The sequence below is a fragment of the Geobacillus vulcani PSS1 genome (genome assembly GCF_000733845.1).
In the GTDB taxonomy this organism is placed as follows: domain Bacteria; phylum Bacillota; class Bacilli; order Bacillales; family Anoxybacillaceae; genus Geobacillus; species Geobacillus vulcani.
Genome location: NZ_JPOI01000001.1, coordinates 989,510 through 1,012,278, shown reverse-complemented (window position 1 = coordinate 1,012,278; position 22,769 = coordinate 989,510). Strand labels below are relative to the sequence as shown.

Sequence of the window (22,769 nt, the reverse complement as noted above, 5' to 3'; positions counted from 1 at the left end):
GGGAAGGAGGAGGCACATAATGGAGAAACGATCGCCGGATTGGACTGACGCAATGAACTTGTTAACGGCCCATCGTCAAAGCCGATGGACCGTCAAATATGCTGCCGACCGCTTTTTCCGTTTTCTATGCCTTGGAAGCGTCATATTCCTTGGCGCCGTATTGGGCGCCATCGTCCTATTCGTGAGCGAAACCGGTTTTCTCGTGTTTCGGGACGTATCACTTTCGGAATTTTTCTTCTCCTCCCATTGGGACCCGGAACACGGCAAATATGGAGCCGCCGTTTTTATCGCCGGTACATTGTATTTAACCTTGTTGACTCTGTTGATCACAACGCCGATTTCGATTTGTGTGGCCGTGTTTATCGCGGAAATCGCCCCCCCATGGCTGCGGCAATGGCTTCGCACGCTGCTTGATTTATTGGTCGGCATCCCTTCGATCGTCTATGGCTATTTGGGAGCCACCTTGCTCATTCCATGGATCCGCGAGCACACGGGAGCCCCGGTCGGCGACGGATTTCTCGCCGCTGCTCTCGTTTTATCCATCATGATTTTGCCGACCATCACCCGTATTACTGATGACGCCCTCTGCGCCGTTCCAAACGAATGGCGGGAAGCAAACTATGCGCTTGGGGGAACAACATTCCAAATGATCGTTCGAGTGGTGCTCCCTGCTGCGAAATCAGGCATCGTCGCCGCTGTCATCCTCGGAATGGCACGCGCTATCGGCGAAACGATGGCTGTAGTGATGGTCATCGGCAACGTAGCGCAATGGGGATTTGATTTGGTCACTCCGTCAAGCGTGTTGACTAGCCATATCGTAATGCAAATTTTAAATGTCGATTTTCAATCGACGACAAACCATGCCCTTTATATGATGGCGCTTTTGCTGCTTATGATCTCGATTTCGCTTATTATGATCATTCGCCGGTTGCGCCTGAAAGGAGGATCATCATGAACGACCAAGCCACCCTACTTCATGAAAAAACGAGCCGGCTCCACATCCGGCGTCTCACGAATCGACTCATACTCGGTGTGATCATCATCATTTCTTTAGCCGTCTTTTTTGTCATTTTAGCCCTTCTTTATACGATTGTGAGAAAAGGACTTCCAAATATTAACATATATTTCCTCATTGGGCCGCCTGAAGAAATTGACGCTGGAGGAGGAGTCGGACCGTTTTTATGGAACTCCATTTATATTCTCGTGCTATCTTTGCTCTTATCATTGCCCATAGGGATCGGGGCAGGTATTTTTCTAGCTGAATATGCTCCAAACAACCGAATCATGGAATGGGTTCGGGGCGCCATTGAAAGCTTGGCATCCGTCCCATCGATCGTGTTCGGTTTATTCGGCTATGCATTGTTCGTGGAATATTTTCAAATCGGCGTCACTATTTTAGGAGCATCCATTACATTGGCATTGCTCAATCTTCCTGTTTTGGCCCGTGTCTCGGAAGAAGCCATCACGGCTGTTCCTTCAACATGGAGGGAAGCCTCCTTTGCTTTGGGCGCGACGAAAGCACAGACGATCATCAAAACCGTACTCCCCGCCGCCAAGAAAGGCATCCTGACCGGCATCAGCCTTGTCGCATGCCGGGCATTCGGCGAATCAGCAATCATTTTGCTAGTCGGCGGAACATCGTCATCTGGGGAGATGTGGGATTTCCATCTGCTCTCTGAAGGGGCGACTCTTCCCGTTCACTTGTGGTACATTCAATCCGAAGCGCTGGTGGCAGACGCACAACAAATTGCCGAGAAAACATCCGCCCTTCTCGTGCTGATGGTGCTGTTCCTTAGCTTCATCGTCCGTTTTCCGCTATGGCTTAGCCAGCGAAAAAAATGATATTAACTCGCATTTCGCATCCTGTTGCTGAAAATTGAAAGGCTTTTTTGTTTTCATCTCCCATTTCGCACCTTAACAGGGTCAAAACATAGGATGCTTTATTTCGTTTTTTAAATATTTTTTGCCAACAAAACGAGCGATGGCAATCTTTTTTACCATCGCTCGTTGTTCTGGATGACATAACACTATGATAGTCAAATAGGAACGTTCATCAATTGCATGGATCGAAACGCTTATGAGGCAGGAACTCCTTTGCTTTCCTTGTGTGTCAAGGATTCATTTAATATGAAAATCAAAAATCCTTTCGTTTTTCGTCAAGGGGGTGCGAAATGTGAGTGAAACCGTCGCTTTAGTTGTAAAGGAGATGGAACACAAAAGAGGAGGCTGGGAGTAAATACAAAACACACTACTGCTTTGACGAAAAAAAGGCCGCCAAAAAAGTACTTCCCTGGCAGCCTTTCATACAAAACAACCTTACAATTCCCATTTCTCAATGTCCATATGAAGATGTCCATGAGCTCCAAATAAAATCGTTCGGTCATCCGGATGCGGGAAAAACCGGGCGGTGAACATTTCTTCGCCGTCATTGACGAACAGTTCGAGCGATGACGTATCAAGGAAAAGGTGTAGCGAACGAAGGCGCGGCAGGCGGCATTGCCGCTTTTCCGTCAGCCCGTTCACGAAGCTTTTTCGTTCAAGTGTCAACACGCCTTCATCACCATTGTAAACGAGACGGGCGGCATGGCGCAGATGGATTTCCAGCATGCTCCCGAACAGTTCGATATTGTCAAGGCGAAGCTCGATCGCGTCTCCCTCGATCCCTGGCCATGACCGCAGTTCATTTACAACAGCGACGTTTCGATAAGCGACTTTTTGTTTGCGCAACTGTTTCAGTTCCCTGACCGGCGTCTGTCTCAGCTTGCCGTCGACGAGGCGGAGTTCACGCGGCAAGGTAAGGGCATGCACCCAGCGGTGGCGCACGGTTGGCTGTCGGTCTTCATCTTGGTCGGGTACACCCATCCAGCCGATGAGAATGCGCCGTCCATGGCGGTCGAGCATCGTTTGCGGGGCGTAAAATTCAAAGCCGCGGTCAAGCTCCTCAAACGGCCCATGGAGAAATTCGGTTTGTTCGTAATCGAGGCGGCCGACAAAATAGCCTGACTGGTAAACGTTTTGATAGCGCATCCCATCTGGTTTTAATCCTTGTGGGCAGACGATGAGCACGTCTTGGCCATCTAATGAAAACAAGTCTGGGCATTCCCACATGTAGCCAAACGGGCCGAGCCCGTTCGAATTTCCGCCAGCAATCGGGCCAAGATGCTCCCAATGACAAAGATCAGTGGAACGAAACAGCACTGCCTTTCCATCGCCGCTTTCGCTTTGCGCCCCGACAATCATATACCATTGGTCGTCTTTTCGCCATACTTTCGGGTCGCGGAAATGGGCAGTGTAGCCGTCCGGGAGCGTGATGACGACCCCCTTTTTTGTAAAATGAAACCCATCTTCGGATACAGCCATGCATTGGTATGTCTGGCGGTTTCCTTGTTCATCTTTCACATTGCCGGTGTAAAACAACACGAGCTTTCCATCGCAACTAATCGCACTGCCAGAATAACAGCCATCTTTGTCATACCATTCGCTTGGCGCTAGAGCGATCGGTGCTGCTTGCCAATGAACCAAGTCTGGGGATGTATAATGCCCCCAGAACTTGGCCCCATGGCCGGTGCGAAACGGCATCCATTGGTAGAAGACGTGATATGTTCCGTTCCAGTCGATCAGCCCGTTCGGGTCGTTCATCAGCCCGACCGGAGGCATGAGATGGTAGCGAAGCCGATACCGGTCACGATTGACAACAGTCTCATATTTTTCAATTTCAGCGTATGCTTGTTCAATAAGTTTCTGTTCGCGTTCGGATTTCATCGCGCGCCCCTCACTCTTCTTCTTCGCGGAATTTCAGAAGCAGTGTCGCCACAAACGCCGAAACAACCGCAATGGCAAAGCCGATTAAATAGTGCATGACGTTCGTGAGCCCTTGCGGCGCGACGATGGCGATCATCGGGATGCCGGTCAGCCCGTAGGCATTAGCCACGACATTCGTCAATACAACGTACGCTCCGCCGAGCGCGCCGCCAATGGCTGCGGCGATAAACGGCTTCCGGTATTTTAAGTTCACCCCGAAAATGACCGGCTCGGTAATGCCTAAAAACGCCGATAAGGCCGCTGGGAGCGCAATTTCTTTCGTTTTTGCCCGCTTCGATTTGACGAAAACAGCTAAGCCAGCCCCGCCTTGGGCGACGTTGGCCATCGACCAAATCGGCAACAAATAGTTGACGCCAAGCTTCGCCAACAAGTTCGCTTCAATCGCATGGAAGCTATGGTGCACGCCAGTAATAACGATCATCGAGTACAGCCCACCGAAGATCAGGCCGGCTAACGCCCCGCCATAATGGTAAACAAAGTTCAACACGGTTGTAATGCCGTCACCAAGCAAATTGCCGAGGGGACCGATGGCTAAAATCGTAATAAACCCCGTCAAAATGACGGTCATAAACGGAACAACAAGCAGACTGACCGCATGGGGCACAACTTTGCGCAATCCACGCTCGATTTTGCTCATCACATACGTTGCCAGCAAAATCGGCACTACTGTTCCTTGATACCCGACCATGGCAATATCAAAGCCAAGAAAATGCAGATAGTTTGGCTTAGCCTCGGCCAATCCCCACGGGTTCAATAGCGCCGGGTGGGTCATAATCCCGCCGATGACCGCCCCTAAAAACGGCGTACCGCCAAATTCTTTCGCCGCGCTGAAGCCGATTAAAATCGGCAAAATGATAAACGCCGCACTGGAGAACATATCAAGCAAAATATACAGGGCGCTGTCCGCCGCCACCCACTTGAATGCTTTCATCATCCCGAGCAGTCCCATAAGCAGACCGCTCGCGACGATCGCCGGGATGATTGGCACGAAAATGTTCGATAACGTTTTCGCAAAGCGCGCGAGCGGATTCATTTTTTGCTTGATCGCTTCTTGATGCACGTCGGCACCGCCCTGCGGCACCCCTGCTTCTCGGGCGAACGCCTCGTACACTTTATTGACCACACCGGTGCCAAAAATAATTTGAAACTGCCCGGAGCTGGAAAACGCCCCTTTGACCCCTTCGACGTTTTCAATGGCCTTTGCATCAGCCTTTCGATCATCTTTTAAAACAAGACGAAGCCGTGTCGCGCAATGGGTCGCGCTAATGATGTTTTCTTTCCCGCCAAGGAGCGGGATGAGCTGTCTGGCAATGTGTTCGTAGTTCATTGGTGAACTCCTCTCCTTCTTAATGATGATTCATGGTGATAAAAAACAAAAAAGACCTAAAACATACAAAGGGCGATCTGACGGCATCATTCGTCTGCCGTCCCCTTCATACGTTCTAGGTCTTGCCTGCTCGAAGCAGTAACAATCCCGCCATATTTCGTTGCCTGCTTTGCATTATACGGGAACGTGCTGTTTTTGTCAACGCTTTCTCAACCGTTGAATATGCAGCGCAATATAGGCGAGTTCCTCTTCCGGAAAGCGAATGCCATATTCTTTTTCCGCATATTCCGAAGCTTTTTGCGCACACGCCCACTCGCTCGCATATTTCGTCTGAATGAGCGCAAGCATCTCCTCATCCATGGAATGAATCGGTTCCCCGTTTTCGATGCGGCTTAAGGCAAACCGCAAATGGGTGAGCAGCCGCTGGTACGAAATGCTTTCTTCATCGACCGATATGCCAAGCTCTGTTCGGATGAGATCAACAAGTTCATGAATGAGCGTCGTCTCCCGCAGCGTTTTGTTCATACTGGCGGCGTCGAGTTTCGCCGTATGAATATGAAGAGCGATATGGGCGGCTTCATCATCAGGGATCTCAATGCCAAGCCGCTCTTTGATCAGCTGCTTCGCCCATAACCCGATTTCATACTCAGCCTTATACAACACCTTAATTTCATTGAGCAATTTGTTTTGAATGCGGTAGCCTTGTTTCAGCCGCTCAATGGCAAACGACAAATGGTCGGTCAGTGCGATATGGATATGGTCGCTCAGCGGCGCTCGCAGCTTTCCTTCCGCATAGCTGATAATTTCTTCGGCAATATCGATATGTTCCTCTGGCAGCGTGCGAAGCAGCTGCTGGAATTTCTCGTTTTCTTCTTCCATGACAAAAATTTTTTCAATGCGCCCTGGGGGAATCAAGTCGTTTTTCCGTTTTTGGAATGCAATCCCTGGGCCCATGACAATTTTCTCTTTGCCTTCATCGAGCACGACAACGGCGTTGTTGTTTAAAATCTTATGGATGCGAAACGCCATATGTCCCCCCTGCCGCTCTTATTTCATTTTCACATGAAATAAGACGGTCTCGCCTTTTGCCGCTGAGGCTTCCGCTTTTTTCTCAAGGCTTTCGAGCGCATCGCCGTTCGTGATAATGATCGGCGTAATCGCGCTTTTCGCTTTCTCGCGAACGAGCGAAACGTCGACGGAAAGAAGCCGCTCGCCCCGCTGCACCCGATCGCCGGTCTTCACATAGGCGGTAAACCCTTCCCCGTTCATCGAAACGGTGTCAATGCCGACATGGATAAGCAGTTCAACCCCCGCTTCCGAACGCAAGCCGATGGCATGCTTCGTCGGAAAGAGCTGAATGATTTCGCCGTCCACCGGAGCGACGACGTCCCCGTCCGTCGGGTCAATGGCGATGCCATCGCCCATCATTTTTTGTGCAAACACCGGATCAGGCACATCCTCAAGCCGCATGATCGTCCCATCAAGCGGCGCGGTGATCGTCTCTTCCTTCAGCTGTTGCTTGCCAAACCATTTTTTGAACAATGGGCGTCATCCTTTCTGTTCAGTTCATCCGACAACAAGTATACCTGAACAAAAGGAAACTGCAAGCGGTGCTGCTTGCCCTTGAACCGGTCAAGCTTGCTCATGCAGACGCCGGCAAAATTCTTCCGCCAATGCCTTCGTCGCCGCCGTGCCGCCAAGATCCGGGGTTTTGACGCCGTCAGCGGTGACGTCCTCGATCGTTTGCAGCAAGAGGGCGCCGATCCCTTCTTCGCCGATCCTCCATGAACATCGGCAATCGTTTTCAACACATCCAACGCCGCTGGCACGACTTCCTTGCCGATGCCTTCGCCGGGAATGACAGCGATCTCCCATTGTTTCACTGTTGTCCCCCTCCTTGTCGAATCCCGCTTTTTGTTCATTCGACAAGAAATACAACCATCCCGCTTCATCAGAATACATTATGGTAAAATGAAACTACCATCACATGGACGATGCGGGGGAAACGATATGCGTAACGATTATGATCCGTTCCGCGGCGAGTTTGACAGCCTTGAGGAGTTTGCCGACCGCGTCAGCGACGTGCTGCGCTGCCCAGTGACGATCGAAGACGCCAATCATCGCCTCATCGCCTACAGCGCCCACGATGACTACACCGATCCCGCGCGGACGGCGACGATCATCAGCCGGCGCGTGCCGGAAAAAGTGATCAACAGCTTATGGAAACAGGGCGCCATCCCGGCGCTGCTCAAAAGCCGCGAGCCGGTGCGCGTGCCGCCCATTGAAGATGTCGGCCTCGGCAGCCGCGTCGCCGTCTCGATTTGGAAAAACGATGAAGTGATCGGCTTCATTTGGGTGCTCGAAACGAACCGGACGCTCACGCCTGAGGAAATGGAATGGCTGAAGCTGGCGGCCAAAGCAGCGAAAAACAAAGTGTTGCAGCTGTATATGCGCAAAAACAAAAAAGAAGAGCGGGTGCAAGAACTGTTTTGGAAGTTGCTCACCGGCCATATCGCGACCGAAGACGAGATCCGCACGCATCTTGCCGCGATGCAAATGACGGCAGCGCCGCCGTTTGCCGTTGTCGTCTTCCGCTTTGCGGCTGATTTGACGAATGAAATGGAGCGGCAAATCTCCTACCTGCTGCAAACGACCCAGCAGCTTCCGCTCCCTCTTTACACGACCGACGGCCGCGACGTCATTTTGCTGGCGGCGCCGAAAACCGAACAGCCATTGAAAGAGCTTCAACGGTTCATCGAGTCATTCGCCGCCAAAATGAAAGAACGGTTTCACATCCATGATGTGCAATGCGGGTTTGGCGGCGTATATGGCGCCTACCGCCTCATTGAAAAAAGCTACCGCGAAGCGCTCGCCGTCTTGGCGCTCAAAGAGAAGCTCGGCGATGAAATCAAGTCAGTTTACGGCTATGCCCAGCTCGGCATTTACCAATTTTTCGATTTTTTGCTTGAACAAAAGCGGCAAGGGGAATGGACCAACCCGGCGTTAACGAAGCTGCAATCGTACGACCAGAAACACCACAGCGACTTGGTGAAAACGTTTGAAACGTTTTTTGACCATAATGAAAACGTGCAAGAAACCGCCGACGTTCTCAATGTTCACCCGAACACGCTCACGTATCGACTAAAGCGGATCGCTGACATCGCGGAGCTGGATCTCCATGACATGAACCAAAAAATCAAATTATACATCGATATTAAATTGGCCAAATATGAAGCGCGCGGTTGAATTTGTGGAAATCCACAAAAACCGAGCGCTTCTTTCTCTTTTTTGAACAATGCCTGGCTCTTTCTCCTCTTTTATACTATAAGTAAGGCTACTTTTGACGAGGAGGAACCGTACTGATGATTATTGGAGTGCCCAAAGAAATTAAAAATAACGAAAACCGCGTTGCCATTACGCCGGCTGGCGTGTTGTCGTTCGTTCAGGCAGGACATACGGTGCTGATCGAGAAAGAGGCAGGGATTGGAAGCGGTTTCAGCGACAGCGATTACGCCCGTGCCGGAGCACAAATCATCGAGCGGGCGGAAGATGTTTGGGCGCAAGCCGATATGGTGATGAAAGTGAAAGAGCCGCTGCCAAGCGAATACGGCTATTTCCGCCCAGGTCTCATTTTGTTCACCTATTTGCATTTGGCTGCTGACCCGGAATTGACGCGCGCCTTAAAAGAAAGCGGCGTCATTGCCATTGCCTATGAGACGGTGCAAGTCGGCCGCACGCTGCCGCTGCTCACGCCGATGAGCGAAGTCGCCGGGCGGATGGCCGCGCAAATCGGGGCGCAATTTTTAGAAAAACCATACGGCGGCAAAGGCATTTTGCTTGGCGGCGTCCCTGGCGTCGCCCGCGGCAAAGTGACGATCATCGGCGGCGGGGTTGTCGGCACGAATGCGGCAAAAGTCGCCGTCGGCCTTGGCGCCGATGTGACCATCATTGACGTAAACGCCGACCGCCTGCGCGAGCTTGACGACATTTTTGGCAACCAAATTACGACGCTCATGTCCAACCCGATGAACATCGCTGAAGCCGTCGCCGAGGCCGACCTTGTCATCGGCGCTGTCCTCATCCCAGGGGCACGGGCGCCGAAGCTCGTCACCGAGGACATGGTGAAAGCGATGAAGCCGGGCTCGGTCATCGTTGATGTCGCCATCGACCAAGGGGGCATCGTCGAGACGAGCGACCACGTCACGACCCATGACAACCCGACCTACGTCAAGCACGGCGTCGTTCATTACGCCGTTGCCAACATGCCCGGCGCTGTCCCGCGCACCTCGACGATCGCCTTGACGAACGTTACGATGCCATACGCCTTGCAAATCGCCAATAAAGGCGTCATCCAAGCCATTACAGACAACCCGGCGCTTGAGCTTGGCGTCAACGTCGCCAACGGCGAAATCACGTATGAAGCGGTCGCCCGCGACCTCGGCTACCACTACGTCCCGGCCCGCGAAGCGCTCGGCAAAACATTGGCCGCCAACTAACCGCTGGTTGACGCGGCCGGCAGCGCGCACGGTCGGCCGCCTGCTCATCGCTGCCCATTCCCGCCATCGATCCGCCCGCTCATAGCGGGCGGCTTTTTTGTATCCGTTTGTTATGCCAAATCGTTTTCGTTCGGCAAAGCGGACCGTGTATAATGAAAATAGCAAGCCATGAACTTTCCGGAAAAACAAGCGGTGTCGCTTGAAGAATGTTACCGCATCCGAGAAACAACCGATCGCGTTTGAGAAATCCGGTGATGGAATGGGGAAACTAGGGCAAAATCGCCTCTTTGCCAGTGGCGAAATCTTGCCAAACGGCGTTGGTTTTCCTACTACGAACCCTAGGAGGCTGGTGATTTAATCCTGGATACGGCTTTGCAATGTCACTTCTCAACTAGAAAAACCTTGGTGCATCGACCCTGCTTTTCACGTGTTCTCCCATTGATGAAGGGACTCAGCCGTTTTTCACCGGCCTTCTAGTGATTTCGCAAACAGGAAAGAAACCGCGTCGCACGTTCGCTCAAGTTTGGCGGTTCTTGCTTCGATGGAGAGCAACGATTTCATCCTTGAAATCGGCTTCATGATATCATCTTTTGAAACAAAGGAGTGATGACGATGACCATGCCAAAAGCATTAACCATCGCCGGTTCGGACAGCAGCGGCGGCGCCGGGCTGCAGGCGGACTTGAAAACATTCCAAGAGCTTGGCGTGTACGGCATGACGGCGATCACGACCATCGTCGCCATGGATCCGCACAACCGTTGGGCGCATCAAGTCTTCCCCGTGGACTTGGCGACGATCGAAGCCCAGCTGGAGACGATCATCGTCGGCGTCGGGATTGATGCCTTAAAAACAGGCATGCTTCCGACAACCGATATCATTGAATTGGCGGCGCACACCATTGAAAAACATGGATTGAAAAACGCGGTCGTCGACCCGGTGATGGTATGCAAAGGGGCGGATGAGCCGCTCCACCCGGAAAATACGGTGTGCTACCGGGAAACGCTCGTGCCAAAAGCCACCGTCGTGACGCCGAACTTGTTTGAAGCCGCGCAATTGTCCGGCCTGCCGCGCATTGAAACGATCGAGGACATGAAGGAAGCAGCTGGGCGCATCCATGAACTCGGGGCCCGATATGTCATCGTCAAAGGCGGGCGGAAAATTCCGCATGACTATGCCGTGGACGTCCTTTATGACGGCAAAACGTTTGAACTCCTCGAATCGGAACGGATTGACACGACGTATACGCACGGGGCCGGCTGCACGTTCTCGGCCGCCATCGCCGCCGAACTGGCCAAAGGCCGTCCGGTGAAAGACGCCATTGCCACCGCCAAAGCGTTCATCACCGCCGCCATTCGCCATTCGTTCCCGTTAAACGAATACGTTGGCCCAACGCATCACGGCGCTTACCGCCGCTACGGGGAACAATAGGCAAGGCTTCTTCGGCCTTGTCTTTCCTTCTCCCACCACGGAATGAAGCAATGCAGGGACTCGCCGGAAAAGCAATGCCATATGCGATAGAAAGGAGGATGCGGTTATGCGCGTATCCGCTGTCCAATATCATCTTCACACCATCCGCTCGTTTGACGAGTTTGCCGAGCAAGTGACGCATTACGTCAAAACGGCGCAAGAGTTTGACGCTGAGTTTGTGTTGTTTCCGGAATTTTTCACGACGCAATTGCTTTCCATTCCAGTTGAGGGCGGACGGCCAGCGACGATTGATGATTTGCCGGATTATACCGAAAAATACACCGAACTGTTTGTGTCGCTCGCCAAAGACACGGGCATGTACTTGATCGGCGGCACGCATGTCATCCGCCAAAACGGGAAGCTGTACAATGTCGCCCATTTGTTTACGCCAGACGGAACGATCCACCGCCAGGCAAAGCTGCACATCACCCCGACCGAGGCCAACGAATGGAACATCGCCCCCGGCGATGGACTTCGCGTCTTTGAAACGGACAAAGCGACGATCGCCATGTTGACGTGCTATGACATCGAGTTTCCGGAAATCGTCCGCATGGCGCGCGCCAAAGGGGCGGATGTCCTCTTCTGTCCGTCGTGCACCGACGACCGGCATGGGTTTTACCGCGTACGGTATTGCTGCCACGCGCGGGCCATCGAAAACGAAGTGTATGTCGTCACGACCGGTACGGTCGGAGCGCTTCCGACGGTCGATTTTATGCGCGCCAACTTCGGCCAAGCAGCCGTCATCACGCCCAACGACATCCCGTTCCCACCCGGCGGCATACTCGCGGCCGGCGAGATCAACGACGACATGGTCATTACGGCTGACCTTGATTTGGCGCTGCTTCGCAAAGTGCGGGAAAAAGGATCGGTCGCGACATGGCGCGACCGGCGCATCGACTTGTACTCGGATTGGAATCAAGTGAAATAGTCCGAAACAACAAAAAGGGTGCCCCTGCGCAAGGGACACCCTTTTTGCCTATTTTTTAGGACAACAACTGCTTGAATCGATCAAATTGTTCCGCTACTTTCCCTTCTGGCTCCTTCGTCAGCAAGCTGACGATGACAATCGCTGCCAAGCCAGCCGCAAAACCCGGGATCATTTCATACAGCAGCCCTTTTAAGTAGGCGGATTGCGTCCAAAGAATAACCGTCAATGCCCCGGCGACCATGCCGGCGAGCGCCCCCCATTTCGTCATCCGCCGCCAGCATAAGCTCAACAGAATAACTGGGCCAAACGATGCGCCAAATCCAGCCCACGCATAGCCGACCAAGTTTAAAATCGTGTCGTTTTTCGTGTACGCCAGCGCCGTCGCGACGACCGCGACAAGAAGCACAGACAGGCGCCCGACAAAGACTAGCTCCTTATCCGAAGCCGCACGGCGGAACACGACTTTATACAAGTCTTCGGTCAGCGAGCTCGAGGTGACGAGCAGCTGGGATGAAATGGTGCTCATAATCGCGGCTAAAATCGCCGCCAGCAAAAACCCAGTAATAATCGGATGGAACAAAATGTGCCCAAGCTGAATAAATACCGTTTCCGGGTCATCAAGTTTCATACCGCGCTGCGAAAAGTAAGCGATTCCAAAAAGACCCGTCAACATCGCCCCGACAACCGAGAAAATCATCCACCCCATGCCGATGCGGCGGGCGCTTTTCATTTCTTTGACCGACTTGATCGCCATAAAGCGGACGATAATGTGCGGCTGGCCAAAATACCCAAGCCCCCAAGCGAATAACGAGATGATGCCGAGGAAGCTCGTTCCTTTCCACAAGTTCAATAAATTCGGGTCAATGTCACGAATGGTGTCAACTGTGTCCACAGGCCCGCCCGTATGGAACAGCGTCACCACCGGCACCAAAATCAATGCAATGAACATAATCGTTCCTTGTACAAAATCGGTCCAGCTGACCGCTAAAAAGCCGCCAAACAACGTATACGCAACAACAACACCGCCGACAATCCACAAGCCCGTATGATAGCTGACGCCAAACGAATTTTCAAACAGCACGCCGCCCGAGACAAGACCGGATGAGACATAAAAGGTGAAAAAGACCATGATCACGATTCCTGATACCATTCGCAACAATTTCGTTCGATCACCGAAACGGTTTTCCAAAAACTCTGGAATCGTAATCGAATCGTTCGCCACTTCCGTATAGACGCGCAGACGCGGCGCAACGAACAGCCAGTTTGCATAAGCGCCAAGCGTCAAGCCAATGACGATCCAGGCAGCGCTCACTCCGTCCACGTACATGGCTCCCGGCAGCCCCATCAACAGCCATCCGCTCATGTCAGAGGCTCCTGCACTTAACGCCGTGACCGCCGGTCCGAGCGTGCGGCCGCCAAGCATATAATCGGACAGATTCGACGTCCGTTTATACGCCCAGTAGCCGATCCACAGCATGCCGACTAAGTAGACAATGACTGAAAATAAAACCATGTCGTGCTCCCCTTTCCTTTGTTGTCTTGTCACCTACACTCTTATCATAACGGAACAAATAATATTTATACAATAGTATTTATTTTTTTCCAAATACGATAAAATAAAAGAATTTAAAATAAAGATGTACAACACTACCTCTTTCTGATATAATATTTAGTAAATTCAGAATCATAGGCAATCGCAACTCCCTTTCATAAACATTATTTCATAAAAATTCAATTCGTGTTTATTGATCAGGATAAAACCATTGATAAAATACATATTTTCTTATTAAGGAGTGGATACCAAAATGTTCAAACAATTATTTTTATAAAACCTATTGCATAACCAAAAAAATATTGATAGTATGATAATCGTTCATCGACAATGATTTCAAAGGGGGATTCTAGAACATGCTTAAGCTTAAAATGAAAAAGGGTTTATTCGTGGCCGTTGTTGCCGCATTGATGATGGCGCTGGCCGCTTGCGACGGCAAATCAACGGAAACAAGCTCGTCATCGGGCGGTGGGGAAGCAAAGAAAAAAATCATCGTCGGAACGGACGCGGCGTTTGCTCCGTTCGAATATATGGATAAAGGAAAAATTGTCGGCTTCGACGTCGATCTTCTCGATGCCATTATGAAAGAAGCCGGTCTTGACTACGAGTTGCGAAACATTGGTTGGGATCCGCTGTTTGCAGCGTTGCAAAGCAAGGAGATCGACATGGGGATCTCGGGCATTACGATTAATGATGAACGCAAGCAAACCTATGACTTTTCCATTCCTTATTTTGAATCCACTCATATGATTATGGTTAAAGAAGGAAGCCCGATTCAAAACGCGCTTGACCTGAAAGGAAAAACAGTAGGTGTACAAAACGGCACCACAGGGCAGGAAGCCGTGGAAAAACTGCTTGGAAAAGAAAACAAAAATATCAAAAAGTTTGAAAACACGGTCGTCGCCATTATGGATTTGCTCAACGGCGGTGTTGATGCAGTGGTCACAGACAACGCGGTAGCCAACGAATACGTGAAAAACAATCCAGACAAAAAAATCAAAGCGATTGCTGACCCGAAAAACTTCCAATCTGAGTTTTATGGTCTCATGTTCCCGAAAGGAAGCGACTTGAAACCTAAAATCGACGAAGCATTGAAAAAAGTGATTGACAGCGGCAAATACGCGGAAATTTACAAAAAGTGGTTTGGTACTGAACCGAATATCGAAAGCTTGAAGCAAGCGCAATAACGGTGAAAATACACGAGATCGAAAAAGGCGTAACTGGCCATAAGTTACGCCTTTTTCATAAGAAAGGTGAGAACCGATGGATTTCCGTTTCGATATCATTATAGAATATGCCCCGTTTTTCTTGCGCGGATTGTTGTTGACCATTGGTGTTTCGATCGCCGCCATTATTTCCGGTTTAATTCTCGGGTTGATCATCGGCCTTGGCAAAATGTCAACCAATCGACTCATCAGGTTGCCATTTGCATGGTACATTAACTTTTTCCGCGGCACGCCGCTTGTCGTGCAAATTTTACTCGTTCACTTCGGTGTCATGCCGATCTTTTTCGCCCAGCCAAGCGCAACCGTTTCACTGATCGTATCGCTTTCGCTCAATTCGGCGGCTTATGTGGCGGAAATTTTCCGCGCCGGCATCCAATCGATCGACAAGGGGCAAATGGAAGCCGCCCGCTCGCTCGGGATGACACACGCGCAAGCCATGCGCTACATCATTTTGCCGCAGGCGTTGAAGCGGATGATTCCGCCGTTTGCTAATGAATTTATTGTCTTGATCAAGGACTCTTCACTTGGACTGGTCATCGCTGCCCCAGAGCTGATGTATTGGGGAAGAGCGGCACAGGGGCAATATTACCGCGTCTGGGAACCGTATTTGACGGTCGCGTTTATTTATTTGTTGCTGACCCTCTCCCTCAGCAAACTCTTACACTATCTTGAAAGGAAGTATTCAACCCAATGATCGATGTACGCCAGCTGAAAAAATCGTTTGGTTCGCTTCAGGTATTGAAAGGAATCGACGTCCATATCCGCGAAGGAGAAGTCGTCGTTGTCATCGGCCCGTCGGGTTCGGGGAAATCGACGTTTTTGCGCTGCTTAAACCTCCTTGAGGATTTCGATGAAGGAGAAATTATCATTGACGGCATCAATTTGAAGGCCAAAGACACGAATTTAAATAAAGTGCGGGAAGAAGTCGGCATGGTGTTTCAACGCTTCAACTTGTTCCCGCATATGACGGTGCTCAACAACATTACGCTGGCGCCGATGAAAGTGCGCAAATGGCCGCGTGAAAAAGCGGAAGCGAAGGCAATGGAGCTGCTCGCCAAAGTCGGTTTGCAGGACAAAGCGCACGCCTACCCGGATTCCCTCTCTGGCGGACAGGCGCAGCGTGTCGCCATCGCCCGCGCGCTCGCCATGGAGCCGAAAATCATGTTGTTTGACGAGCCGACATCAGCGCTTGACCCGGAAATGGTCGGGGAAGTGCTCTCGGTCATGAAGCAGCTGGCCAATGAAGGGATGACGATGGTTGTCGTCACCCATGAAATGGGCTTTGCCCGCGAAGTCGGCGACCGCGTCTTGTTTATGGACGGCGGCTACATCGTCGAAGAAGGAAAGCCGGAAGAGTTGTTTGACCGCCCGCAGCACGAACGGACGAAAGCGTTTTTATCAAAAGTATTGTAAAAGGCGTCTTGCCCATTAAGGCAAGACGCCTTTTTTATGGCGGAAATGCCGTGCTTTCGCATCGCCTTTGGGAGAGGAAAAAAGCTGGCCGAATCCCCGGCCAGCCTCGCTCTATAACACAAACTGCATCACCCAAATCGAACCGGCGACAACGACAACCGCGATAAAGAAGCTGTACGCCATGTTGAATGTTTGAATGCGGCCGCTGTCGCTTTCGTTGACGTGCATGAACATAAACAGCTGCAAGCTGGCTTGGATGACGGCAAACAGCACAATGATGACAATGACCGCCTTGAGCGGCAGCCCGGACGAGAGCGCCACCCAAAGCGCGGCAAACGTCAAGACGAGCGACAACAAAAACCCGATGATATGTTTCCACGGAAATGATTCTTGATGGCCGTTCGCACCCATGTTAGATCACCATCCCTAACAAATAGACGAGCGTGAAGATGAAAATCCAAACGACGTCCAAAAAGTGCCAGTACAAGCTGACCATAAACACTTTCCGCGCTGTTTTCGGCGTAAAGCCGCGCTGGAGGAGCTGGATGATGATTAAGATCATCCAGCCAATTCCTAAACTGACGTGGGCGCCGTGCGTGCCGACGAGCACGAAAAAGCTTGATAAAAACGCGCTCGTCTGCATCGTCGCTCCTTCATGGACGTAATGGATGAACTCACGAATTTCAAATGTGATGAACCCCGCACCAAGCAGCAGCGTGACAAGCAGCCACGCAAGCAACCCACTCATGCGGCCGCGGCGCATTTCAAAAATGGCCAGCCCGCACGTAAAACTGCTCGTTAAAAGCAACAGCGTTTCAATCAAAACGTCTTTTACCTCAAACAACTCGCCTGCCGTCGGTCCCGAGCCGGTCCGTTGAAACAAGACGAGATACGTCGCAAACAGCGTCGCAAACAACGCGACTTCCGCCCCGAGGAAAATCCAAAAGCCCAATATGTTCAACCGACTCTCTTGTGTCCGATACTCCAGCGGCAGCGTTTCATCATAGCGATGTGCAGCTTCTCCCATTCATTACGCCCCCTTTCGCGCCGCCTGCTCCATTCGTTTAATCTCATCAACCGGAATATAGTAGCCATCATCGTCTTCAAACGAGCGGAGAATCAACCCAAGCACAATGAACAACGCGCCAACAATGGCCAACGCAAACCATTTGAACACAAGGCCGAATCCGGCGACGAAAAATGCCACCGACATCCAAAACGGACGTCCTGAGTTGCTTGGCATATGGATCGGCTTCAAGTCTTCTTCTTTCACGTGGAAGCCGCCATATTTTTTCTTCATCACCCAATATGCATCGATATCTTCCACCACCGGCGTCACCGGGAAGTTGTAATGCATGGGCGGCGACGCCGTCGCCCACTCGAGCGTCCGCCCGTTCCACGGGTCGCCGGTCATGTCGCGCTCGCCGTAGCGCGCGCTGTAATAAATGTTATAGCAAAGCACGATAAATCCGATGCCCATCAAGGCCGCCCCAACCGTTGCCACAACGTTCAGCGGCGTCCAGCCGAGACCAGCCGAGTACGTGTACATGCGGCGCGTCATTCCCATCAGCCCGAGGAAATACATCGGGAAGAAACAGACGTTAAAGCCGATCATAAACAGCCAAAACGTCCATTTGCCGAGCCGCTCGTTCAATATATGGCCAAACATTTTCGGATACCAGTAGTGCAAGCCGGCAAAGCAGGCGAACACCGTCCCCGCGATCAACACGTAATGGAAGTGGGCGATGAGAAAATAGCTGTTATGGTATTGATAATCGGCCGCGGCCATCGCCAGCATCACGCCTGTCACGCCACCAATGACAAAATTCGGAATGAACGCCAGCGACCAAAGCATCGCTGTTGTAAAACGAATTTTTCCTTTACGGATCGTAAACAGCCAGTTGAAAATTTTCACGCCGGTCGGAATGGCGATCGCCATCGTTGTGATGGAGAACGCCGAATTCACTGCGGGCCCCGCGCCCATTGTAAAGAAATGGTGCACCCAAACGATAAAGCTTAAAAACGCAATGCCGACGATCGAACCGACCATCGCTTTATAGCCAAACAACCGCTTTTGAGCGAAAGTGCTCACGACTTCGGAGAAAATGCCGAACGATGGCAAAATAACGATATACACTTCCGGGTGGCCCCAAATCCAGAACAAGTTCGCCCACAGCATCGACATGCCGCCGTTGGCCATCGTGAAAAACTGCGTGCCAAATACGCGATCGAATGTCATTAATGCCAAAGCAACCGTCAATACCGGAAAGGCGAAAATAATGAGCACGCACGTAATGAGAATCGTCCACGTAAACATCGGCATGCGCATCAACGTCATGCCTGGCGCGCGCATTTTTAAAATCGTGACAAGGAAGTTGATCCCGGTCATCAGCGTCCCGATCCCGGAAATTTGCAAGGCAACGGCGTAGTAGTTGTTGCCGACGCCATGGCTGAATTCGTTCCCGGCCAACGGGAAGTACGCCGTCCATCCGGCATCCGGCGATCCACCGATGACGAATGAAATGTTAAACAGCAACGCCCCGAAGAAAAAGAGCCAAAAACTCAACGCGTTCAAATACGGAAACGCGACGTCGCGCGCCCCGATTTGCAGCGGAACGACAATGTTCATCAAGCCGATGATGAACGGCATCGCCATAAACAAAATCATAATCGTTCCGTGCGTCGTGAAAATTTCATTATAGTGCTGGGCATCAAGAAATTTCATATTCGGAGCGGTCAGCTGCGCCCGCATCAAAAGCGCATCGACGCCGCCGCGGAACAGCATGAGCACGGCGCAAATAATGTACATGACGCCGATTTTTTTATGGTCAACGGTCGTAAGCCATTCATCCCACAACCATTTCCATTTTTTGAAATAGGTTAACACGAACACAATGCCGACCATCGTCAAGACGATGGCGACATCGGCCGCATAAATGAGCGGCTCGCCGGTGACAAAAAACTCACTCCATTTCATCTTTCGCTCCCCCTTCCCTACTCGCCATGGTGATGGCTCTCGGTCATCGCTTCATGACTTTGGCCCTCATTTTTCATGGAGTGATCATTCCCATGATGGCTGTTCTGTTTCGCATGATCGATCCATTCTAAGTGGGTGTTCGAAAACGTCATCCGCCCAACAAGCCCCGGTTTTAAAATTTGCGTATATGTTTTCTCATCGAGCTTCGGGGCGGTTTGTTTCACTTCATTCACCCATTTGCGGAAGTCATCTCCCGTTTGCGCGACGACCTCAAACTCCATATGGGCGAACTTTTCCCCGGAAAAGTTGGCGCTCCGCCCCATGTAAGAACCGGGTTTGTCCGCTTGCAAAATCAGCTCGGTCTCCATGCCATCCATCGCGTATTTTTGGCCGCCCAATTCCGGCACCCAAAACGAGTTCATCGGTCCCACGGAAGTCAGCTTAAACTTGACCGGCACACCGGCCGGAATATGGACGTAGTTGACTGTTTCAATGTTTTCTTCTGGATAGCTGAAAATCCACTTCCAGTTTGCCGCCGTTACATGAATCGTGATCGGCTTCACTTTCTCCGTCGGCGGCTTTTCCAAGGCAAACGTCGCCTTCACCGTCGGAACAGCGAGTGCAGCGACAATCAAAATCGGAATGGCCGTCCAGATGATCTCAAGCAGCGTGTTCCCTTCCTCATCCGGCGGCTCATAGCCGGCATTTTCTGGCTTCTCGCGGTAACGAATGAGGAAAACGGCAAATAACGTAAAGACAACCACAATAATGAACAACATAAAGCCGACCGACCACATGATCAAATCATACTGCATGCGCGCCACCGGCCCTTGTGGATTGAGCACGGCCGTACGCTCCACACAACCGCCAAGCAAAAACAAAAACGGTAAAATGAACACCGCGCGCCACCGTTTCATGACTATCGATCCTCCCTTTGCCCACTCGGGGCTCCTTCCATACATCATTTCTTTGTTTCTACCATATCAAAATTGAGAATGTTTGAAACGAACGAGCGAAAAAGTTCATAAATCGGCAAAACATTTGTCACAAACTGTTCAATCATTGTTCAACAAATCGCCACTTGTTTTCCTCCATTAGGGAAATATTGATGGGAAAGGGGATTCGCACAAATATATTCCATCATATAGAAAAGAGCCGGACTCCTATTGAAAGGAGCCCGGCTGTCCTCCATCATTTTGTATTGTAAATCCTTGTTGCTGCAACTGTTTACGAATGCGTGGGTTTAACGTTTGCCACATCCATTGTTCATACAACGCCTTTTTCTCCCTAGGCAATAAATAGTAGTGTCGGCCGGCCTGGCGACGCGCCCGCTCGGTGACATCATAGAGCGCCAACGCGGCGGCGACGGAAATGTTAAAGCTTTGCACAAAGCCGTACATCGGAATGACAAACGTTCCGTCCGCCAAGCGAAGCGCCTCTTCTGACACGCCGCTATGCTCGTTGCCAAACAACAGCGCTGTCGGTTGAGATAGATCGATGTCGGAAACCGGAATCGTCCCCTCACCAAGATAGCTTGCATACACTTGATACCCTTGCTTTTTTAAATCGGCAATGGCCGTTTTGATATCTGGCTTATGGTGAAGCGTCAGCCACTGATCGGCATAGCGCGTTACAAGCCGGTTCGGTGAAAACGGCGCCTTTCCCGTCACAATATGAACGTCTTGAACGCCAAACGCTTCAGCTGTCCGCAACACCGCTGCTTGATTATGCGAGTCATCGACCGCTTCGATCAAGACGGTAATATAGCGGGTGCGCTCGTTGAGAACCTCATACATTCGCTTCAACCGCCTCGGCAAAATCATTTCCCAGACCGGACGCATCGATTCGGTGAGTAGCCCTTCTTGCCGCAGCTGTTCCAAAAATGATGTCGCTTCCCGTTCCTCCACAGCGCATCCCCCTTTCCACAGAGTAGCGTATTCTGTGTTTCCCATTGTACAAAATGACAAGATGCCAAGGCAATTTATGTATTTTTAAATACTATTCAGATTATTTATTATATAATAACTTGAAAACATTGCTCATTTACAACCTCTTTATCTATCGGTTAGTATTATAATGTAAGCGCTTCAAAAATGCTTTTTCGAAAAATATTATTTATTATCAAAAGGAGGAGAAACAATGGAGCAAAAGCAGCGGCAATTGCATCGGGGATTGGAAGAACGGCACATCTCGCTCATGTCGCTCGGCGCGGCGATCGGCGTCGGCTTGTTCCTCGGTTCGGCGTCCGCTATTGAGATGGCCGGGCCGGCGATTTTGCTTGGCTATGCGGTCAGCGGCGCCATTATGTTTTTCATCATGCGCGCGCTAGGGGAAATGGCAGTCGAACACCCAGTTGCCGGTTCGTTCAGCCGCTATGCTTATCAATATTTAGGTCCGCTCGCTGGCTACTTGACCGGCTGGAATTATTGGTTTTTATGGGTGGTCACATGCATCGCCGAAATTACAGCCGTCGGCATTTACATGCAGTTTTGGTTCCCGGACACGCCGCGCTGGGCGTGGGCGCTTGCCGCGTTGGTGCTTATGACATTCATCAATTTTCTTGCGGTGAAAGCGTACGGGGAGTTTGAATTTTGGTTTGCGTTAATCAAAATCGTGACGATCATCGCCATGATCATCATCGGCCTTGGCATGATCCTCTTTGGCATCGGCAATGGCGGCGTCGCCACCGGCATCAGCAATCTTTGGAAGCACGGCGGCTTCTTCCCGCACGGGATCAGCGGCGTTTTGATGTCGCTGCAAATGGTCATGTTCGCCTATTTGGGCATCGAGATGATCGGCGTAACGGCCGGGGAAGTGAAAAACCCGCAAAAATCGTTGACCAAAGCCATTAACAGCGTCTTTTGGCGCATTTTGATCTTCTACGTCGGCGCACTGTTTGTCATCATGTCCATTTATCCGTGGAACGAAATTGGCGAAAAAGGCAGCCCATTCGTGCTGACATTTGAAAAAATCGGCATTCACGCCGCGGCTGGCATCATCAACTTTGTCGTCTTGACCGCTGCCTTGTCGTCGTGCAACAGCGGCATTTTCAGCACAAGCCGGATGCTGTTTAACCTCGCCGAACAACAAGAAGCGCCGAGCGCATTCGGCCAGCTGACAAAACGCGGCATTCCGGGCGCCGCCTTGATCGCCACTGCGCTTGTCATGCTTGTCGGCGTATATTTGAACTACGTATCAGAAAAAGTGTTCCAATGGGTAACAAGCATCGCCACATTCGGCGCCATCTGGACGTGGGCGGTGATTTTGCTGTCCCAACTGAAATTCCGCAAACAATTGAGCGCGGAACAAGCACAACGTCTCACGTTCAAACTTCCGCTTTATCCGTACAGCTCATACGTGTCGCTTGCCTTTTTGATCGGTGTTGCCGCTTTAATGGCCTACTTCCCGGATACGCGCATCGCCTTGATCATCGGCCCAGCTTGGTTGTTGCTTTTGACGGCAGTATACTTCGCCAAAGGAATGCACCGTCGCCAGCATGACCACTCTGAAGAAAAACAAGCGGGATGACAAGTCCGATCAAAAGAGAGGGTGTCCCGATCC

General features: G+C 51.2%; 21 protein-coding genes. 10 read left to right on the top strand and 11 right to left on the bottom strand.

The genetic code is table 11. The features are described 5' to 3' along the window. Positions 1-19: 19 nt before the first annotated feature. Together pstC and pstA are read left to right on the top strand one after the other, a co-directional pair. Positions 20-955 (top strand): phosphate ABC transporter permease subunit PstC, encoded by a 936-nt coding sequence (gene pstC / locus N685_RS0105475; RefSeq protein WP_031406524.1) that lies wholly within the window; start codon positions 20-22, stop codon positions 953-955. Further along, positions 952-1,842 carry a phosphate ABC transporter permease PstA gene (gene pstA, locus N685_RS0105470; protein WP_031406522.1) on the top strand — a complete coding sequence of 297 codons (891 nt, stop codon included), beginning with the start codon at positions 952-954 and terminating at the stop codon, positions 1,840-1,842. The genes pstC and pstA overlap by 4 nt, the downstream gene beginning before the upstream one ends. Positions 1,843-2,316: 474 nt before the next feature. On the opposite strand, the gene N685_RS0105465 is transcribed toward pstA, so the two are convergent. From N685_RS0105465 to N685_RS19965, 5 genes are all read right to left on the bottom strand, one after another. Then, on the bottom strand, positions 2,317-3,762 hold the full coding sequence (locus N685_RS0105465) for a glycoside hydrolase family 32 protein (RefSeq protein ID WP_031406520.1): 1,446 nt from the start codon (positions 3,760-3,762) through the stop codon (positions 2,317-2,319). Positions 3,763-3,772: 10 nt separating this feature from the next. Continuing rightward, complete coding sequence (locus tag N685_RS0105460; RefSeq protein WP_031406519.1) at positions 3,773-5,149, bottom strand: sucrose-specific PTS transporter subunit IIBC; 1,377 nt, start codon at positions 5,147-5,149, stop codon at positions 3,773-3,775. Positions 5,150-5,347: 198 nt separating this feature from the next. Then, positions 5,348-6,178 (bottom strand): BglG family transcription antiterminator LicT, encoded by an 831-nt coding sequence (licT, locus tag N685_RS0105455; RefSeq protein ID WP_031406516.1) that lies wholly within the window; start codon positions 6,176-6,178, stop codon positions 5,348-5,350. 18 nt (positions 6,179-6,196) lie between these two features. Next, complete coding sequence (locus N685_RS0105450) at positions 6,197-6,691, bottom strand: PTS sugar transporter subunit IIA (RefSeq protein ID WP_031406514.1); 495 nt, start codon at positions 6,689-6,691, stop codon at positions 6,197-6,199. 90 nt (positions 6,692-6,781) lie between these two features. Continuing rightward, the gene (locus tag N685_RS19965) at positions 6,782-7,078 is read right to left on the bottom strand and encodes a hypothetical protein (protein ID WP_237746873.1); all 297 of its coding nucleotides are present in this window, start codon (positions 7,076-7,078) and stop codon (positions 6,782-6,784) included. A gap of 81 nt (positions 7,079-7,159) precedes the next feature. Here N685_RS19965 and N685_RS0105440 point away from each other — a divergent pair, with 81 nt between their 5' ends. From N685_RS0105440 to N685_RS0105425, 4 genes are all read left to right on the top strand, one after another. Then, positions 7,160-8,395 carry a PucR family transcriptional regulator gene (locus tag N685_RS0105440; protein WP_031406510.1) on the top strand — a complete coding sequence of 412 codons (1,236 nt, stop codon included), beginning with the start codon at positions 7,160-7,162 and terminating at the stop codon, positions 8,393-8,395. A 116-nt stretch (positions 8,396-8,511) separates the two neighbouring features. After that, positions 8,512-9,645, top strand: a complete 1,134-nt coding sequence (ald, locus tag N685_RS0105435) for an alanine dehydrogenase (protein ID WP_031406508.1) — start codon at positions 8,512-8,514, stop codon at positions 9,643-9,645. A gap of 612 nt (positions 9,646-10,257) precedes the next feature. Next, a complete protein-coding gene (gene pdxK, locus N685_RS0105430) occupies positions 10,258-11,073 on the top strand; it encodes a pyridoxine/pyridoxal/pyridoxamine kinase (RefSeq protein WP_031406507.1) in 816 nt (271 codons plus the stop codon). 106 nt (positions 11,074-11,179) lie between these two features. Further along, positions 11,180-12,040: a carbon-nitrogen hydrolase family protein gene (locus tag N685_RS0105425; RefSeq protein WP_031406505.1), complete on the top strand. Its 861-nt coding sequence runs from the start codon at positions 11,180-11,182 to the stop codon at positions 12,038-12,040. Positions 12,041-12,095: 55 nt separating this feature from the next. Here the strand turns inward: N685_RS0105425 and putP are convergent, their stop codons facing one another. Continuing rightward, complete coding sequence (gene putP / locus N685_RS0105420; protein ID WP_031406503.1) at positions 12,096-13,553, bottom strand: sodium/proline symporter PutP; 1,458 nt, start codon at positions 13,551-13,553, stop codon at positions 12,096-12,098. 395 nt (positions 13,554-13,948) lie between these two features. Between putP and N685_RS0105415 the strand changes: the two genes are divergently transcribed. The 3 genes from N685_RS0105415 (at position 13,949) to N685_RS0105405 (ending at position 16,231) form a co-directional block, all read left to right on the top strand. Then, positions 13,949-14,779, top strand: coding sequence for a basic amino acid ABC transporter substrate-binding protein (locus N685_RS0105415; RefSeq protein WP_237746872.1), 831 nt, complete (start codon positions 13,949-13,951; stop codon positions 14,777-14,779). A gap of 76 nt (positions 14,780-14,855) precedes the next feature. Continuing rightward, a complete protein-coding gene (locus N685_RS0105410) occupies positions 14,856-15,512 on the top strand; it encodes an amino acid ABC transporter permease (protein ID WP_031406499.1) in 657 nt (218 codons plus the stop codon). Further along, on the top strand, positions 15,509-16,231 hold the full coding sequence (locus N685_RS0105405) for an amino acid ABC transporter ATP-binding protein (protein WP_031406497.1): 723 nt from the start codon (positions 15,509-15,511) through the stop codon (positions 16,229-16,231). The genes N685_RS0105410 and N685_RS0105405 overlap by 4 nt, the downstream gene beginning before the upstream one ends. A gap of 111 nt (positions 16,232-16,342) precedes the next feature. Here N685_RS0105405 and qoxD read toward each other — a convergent pair whose 3' ends face one another. From qoxD to N685_RS0105375, 5 genes are all read right to left on the bottom strand, one after another. After that, positions 16,343-16,642 carry a cytochrome aa3 quinol oxidase subunit IV gene (qoxD, locus tag N685_RS0105400; protein ID WP_031406495.1) on the bottom strand — a complete coding sequence of 100 codons (300 nt, stop codon included), beginning with the start codon at positions 16,640-16,642 and terminating at the stop codon, positions 16,343-16,345. Position 16,643: 1 nt separating this feature from the next. Next, on the bottom strand, positions 16,644-17,258 hold the full coding sequence (qoxC, locus tag N685_RS0105395) for a cytochrome aa3 quinol oxidase subunit III (RefSeq protein ID WP_031406493.1): 615 nt from the start codon (positions 17,256-17,258) through the stop codon (positions 16,644-16,646). 3 nt (positions 17,259-17,261) lie between these two features. Next, a complete protein-coding gene (gene qoxB / locus N685_RS0105390) occupies positions 17,262-19,208 on the bottom strand; it encodes a cytochrome aa3 quinol oxidase subunit I (RefSeq protein ID WP_031406491.1) in 1,947 nt (648 codons plus the stop codon). A gap of 17 nt (positions 19,209-19,225) precedes the next feature. Then, complete coding sequence (gene qoxA / locus N685_RS0105385; protein WP_033842311.1) at positions 19,226-20,125, bottom strand: cytochrome aa3 quinol oxidase subunit II; 900 nt, start codon at positions 20,123-20,125, stop codon at positions 19,226-19,228. A gap of 246 nt (positions 20,126-20,371) precedes the next feature. Continuing rightward, positions 20,372-21,115 carry a TrmH family RNA methyltransferase gene (locus N685_RS0105375; RefSeq protein ID WP_031406488.1) on the bottom strand — a complete coding sequence of 248 codons (744 nt, stop codon included), beginning with the start codon at positions 21,113-21,115 and terminating at the stop codon, positions 20,372-20,374. Positions 21,116-21,347: 232 nt separating this feature from the next. Between N685_RS0105375 and N685_RS0105370 the strand changes: the two genes are divergently transcribed. Continuing rightward, the gene (locus N685_RS0105370; protein WP_031406486.1) at positions 21,348-22,736 is read left to right on the top strand and encodes an amino acid permease; all 1,389 of its coding nucleotides are present in this window, start codon (positions 21,348-21,350) and stop codon (positions 22,734-22,736) included. Positions 22,737-22,769: the final 33 nt, after the last annotated feature.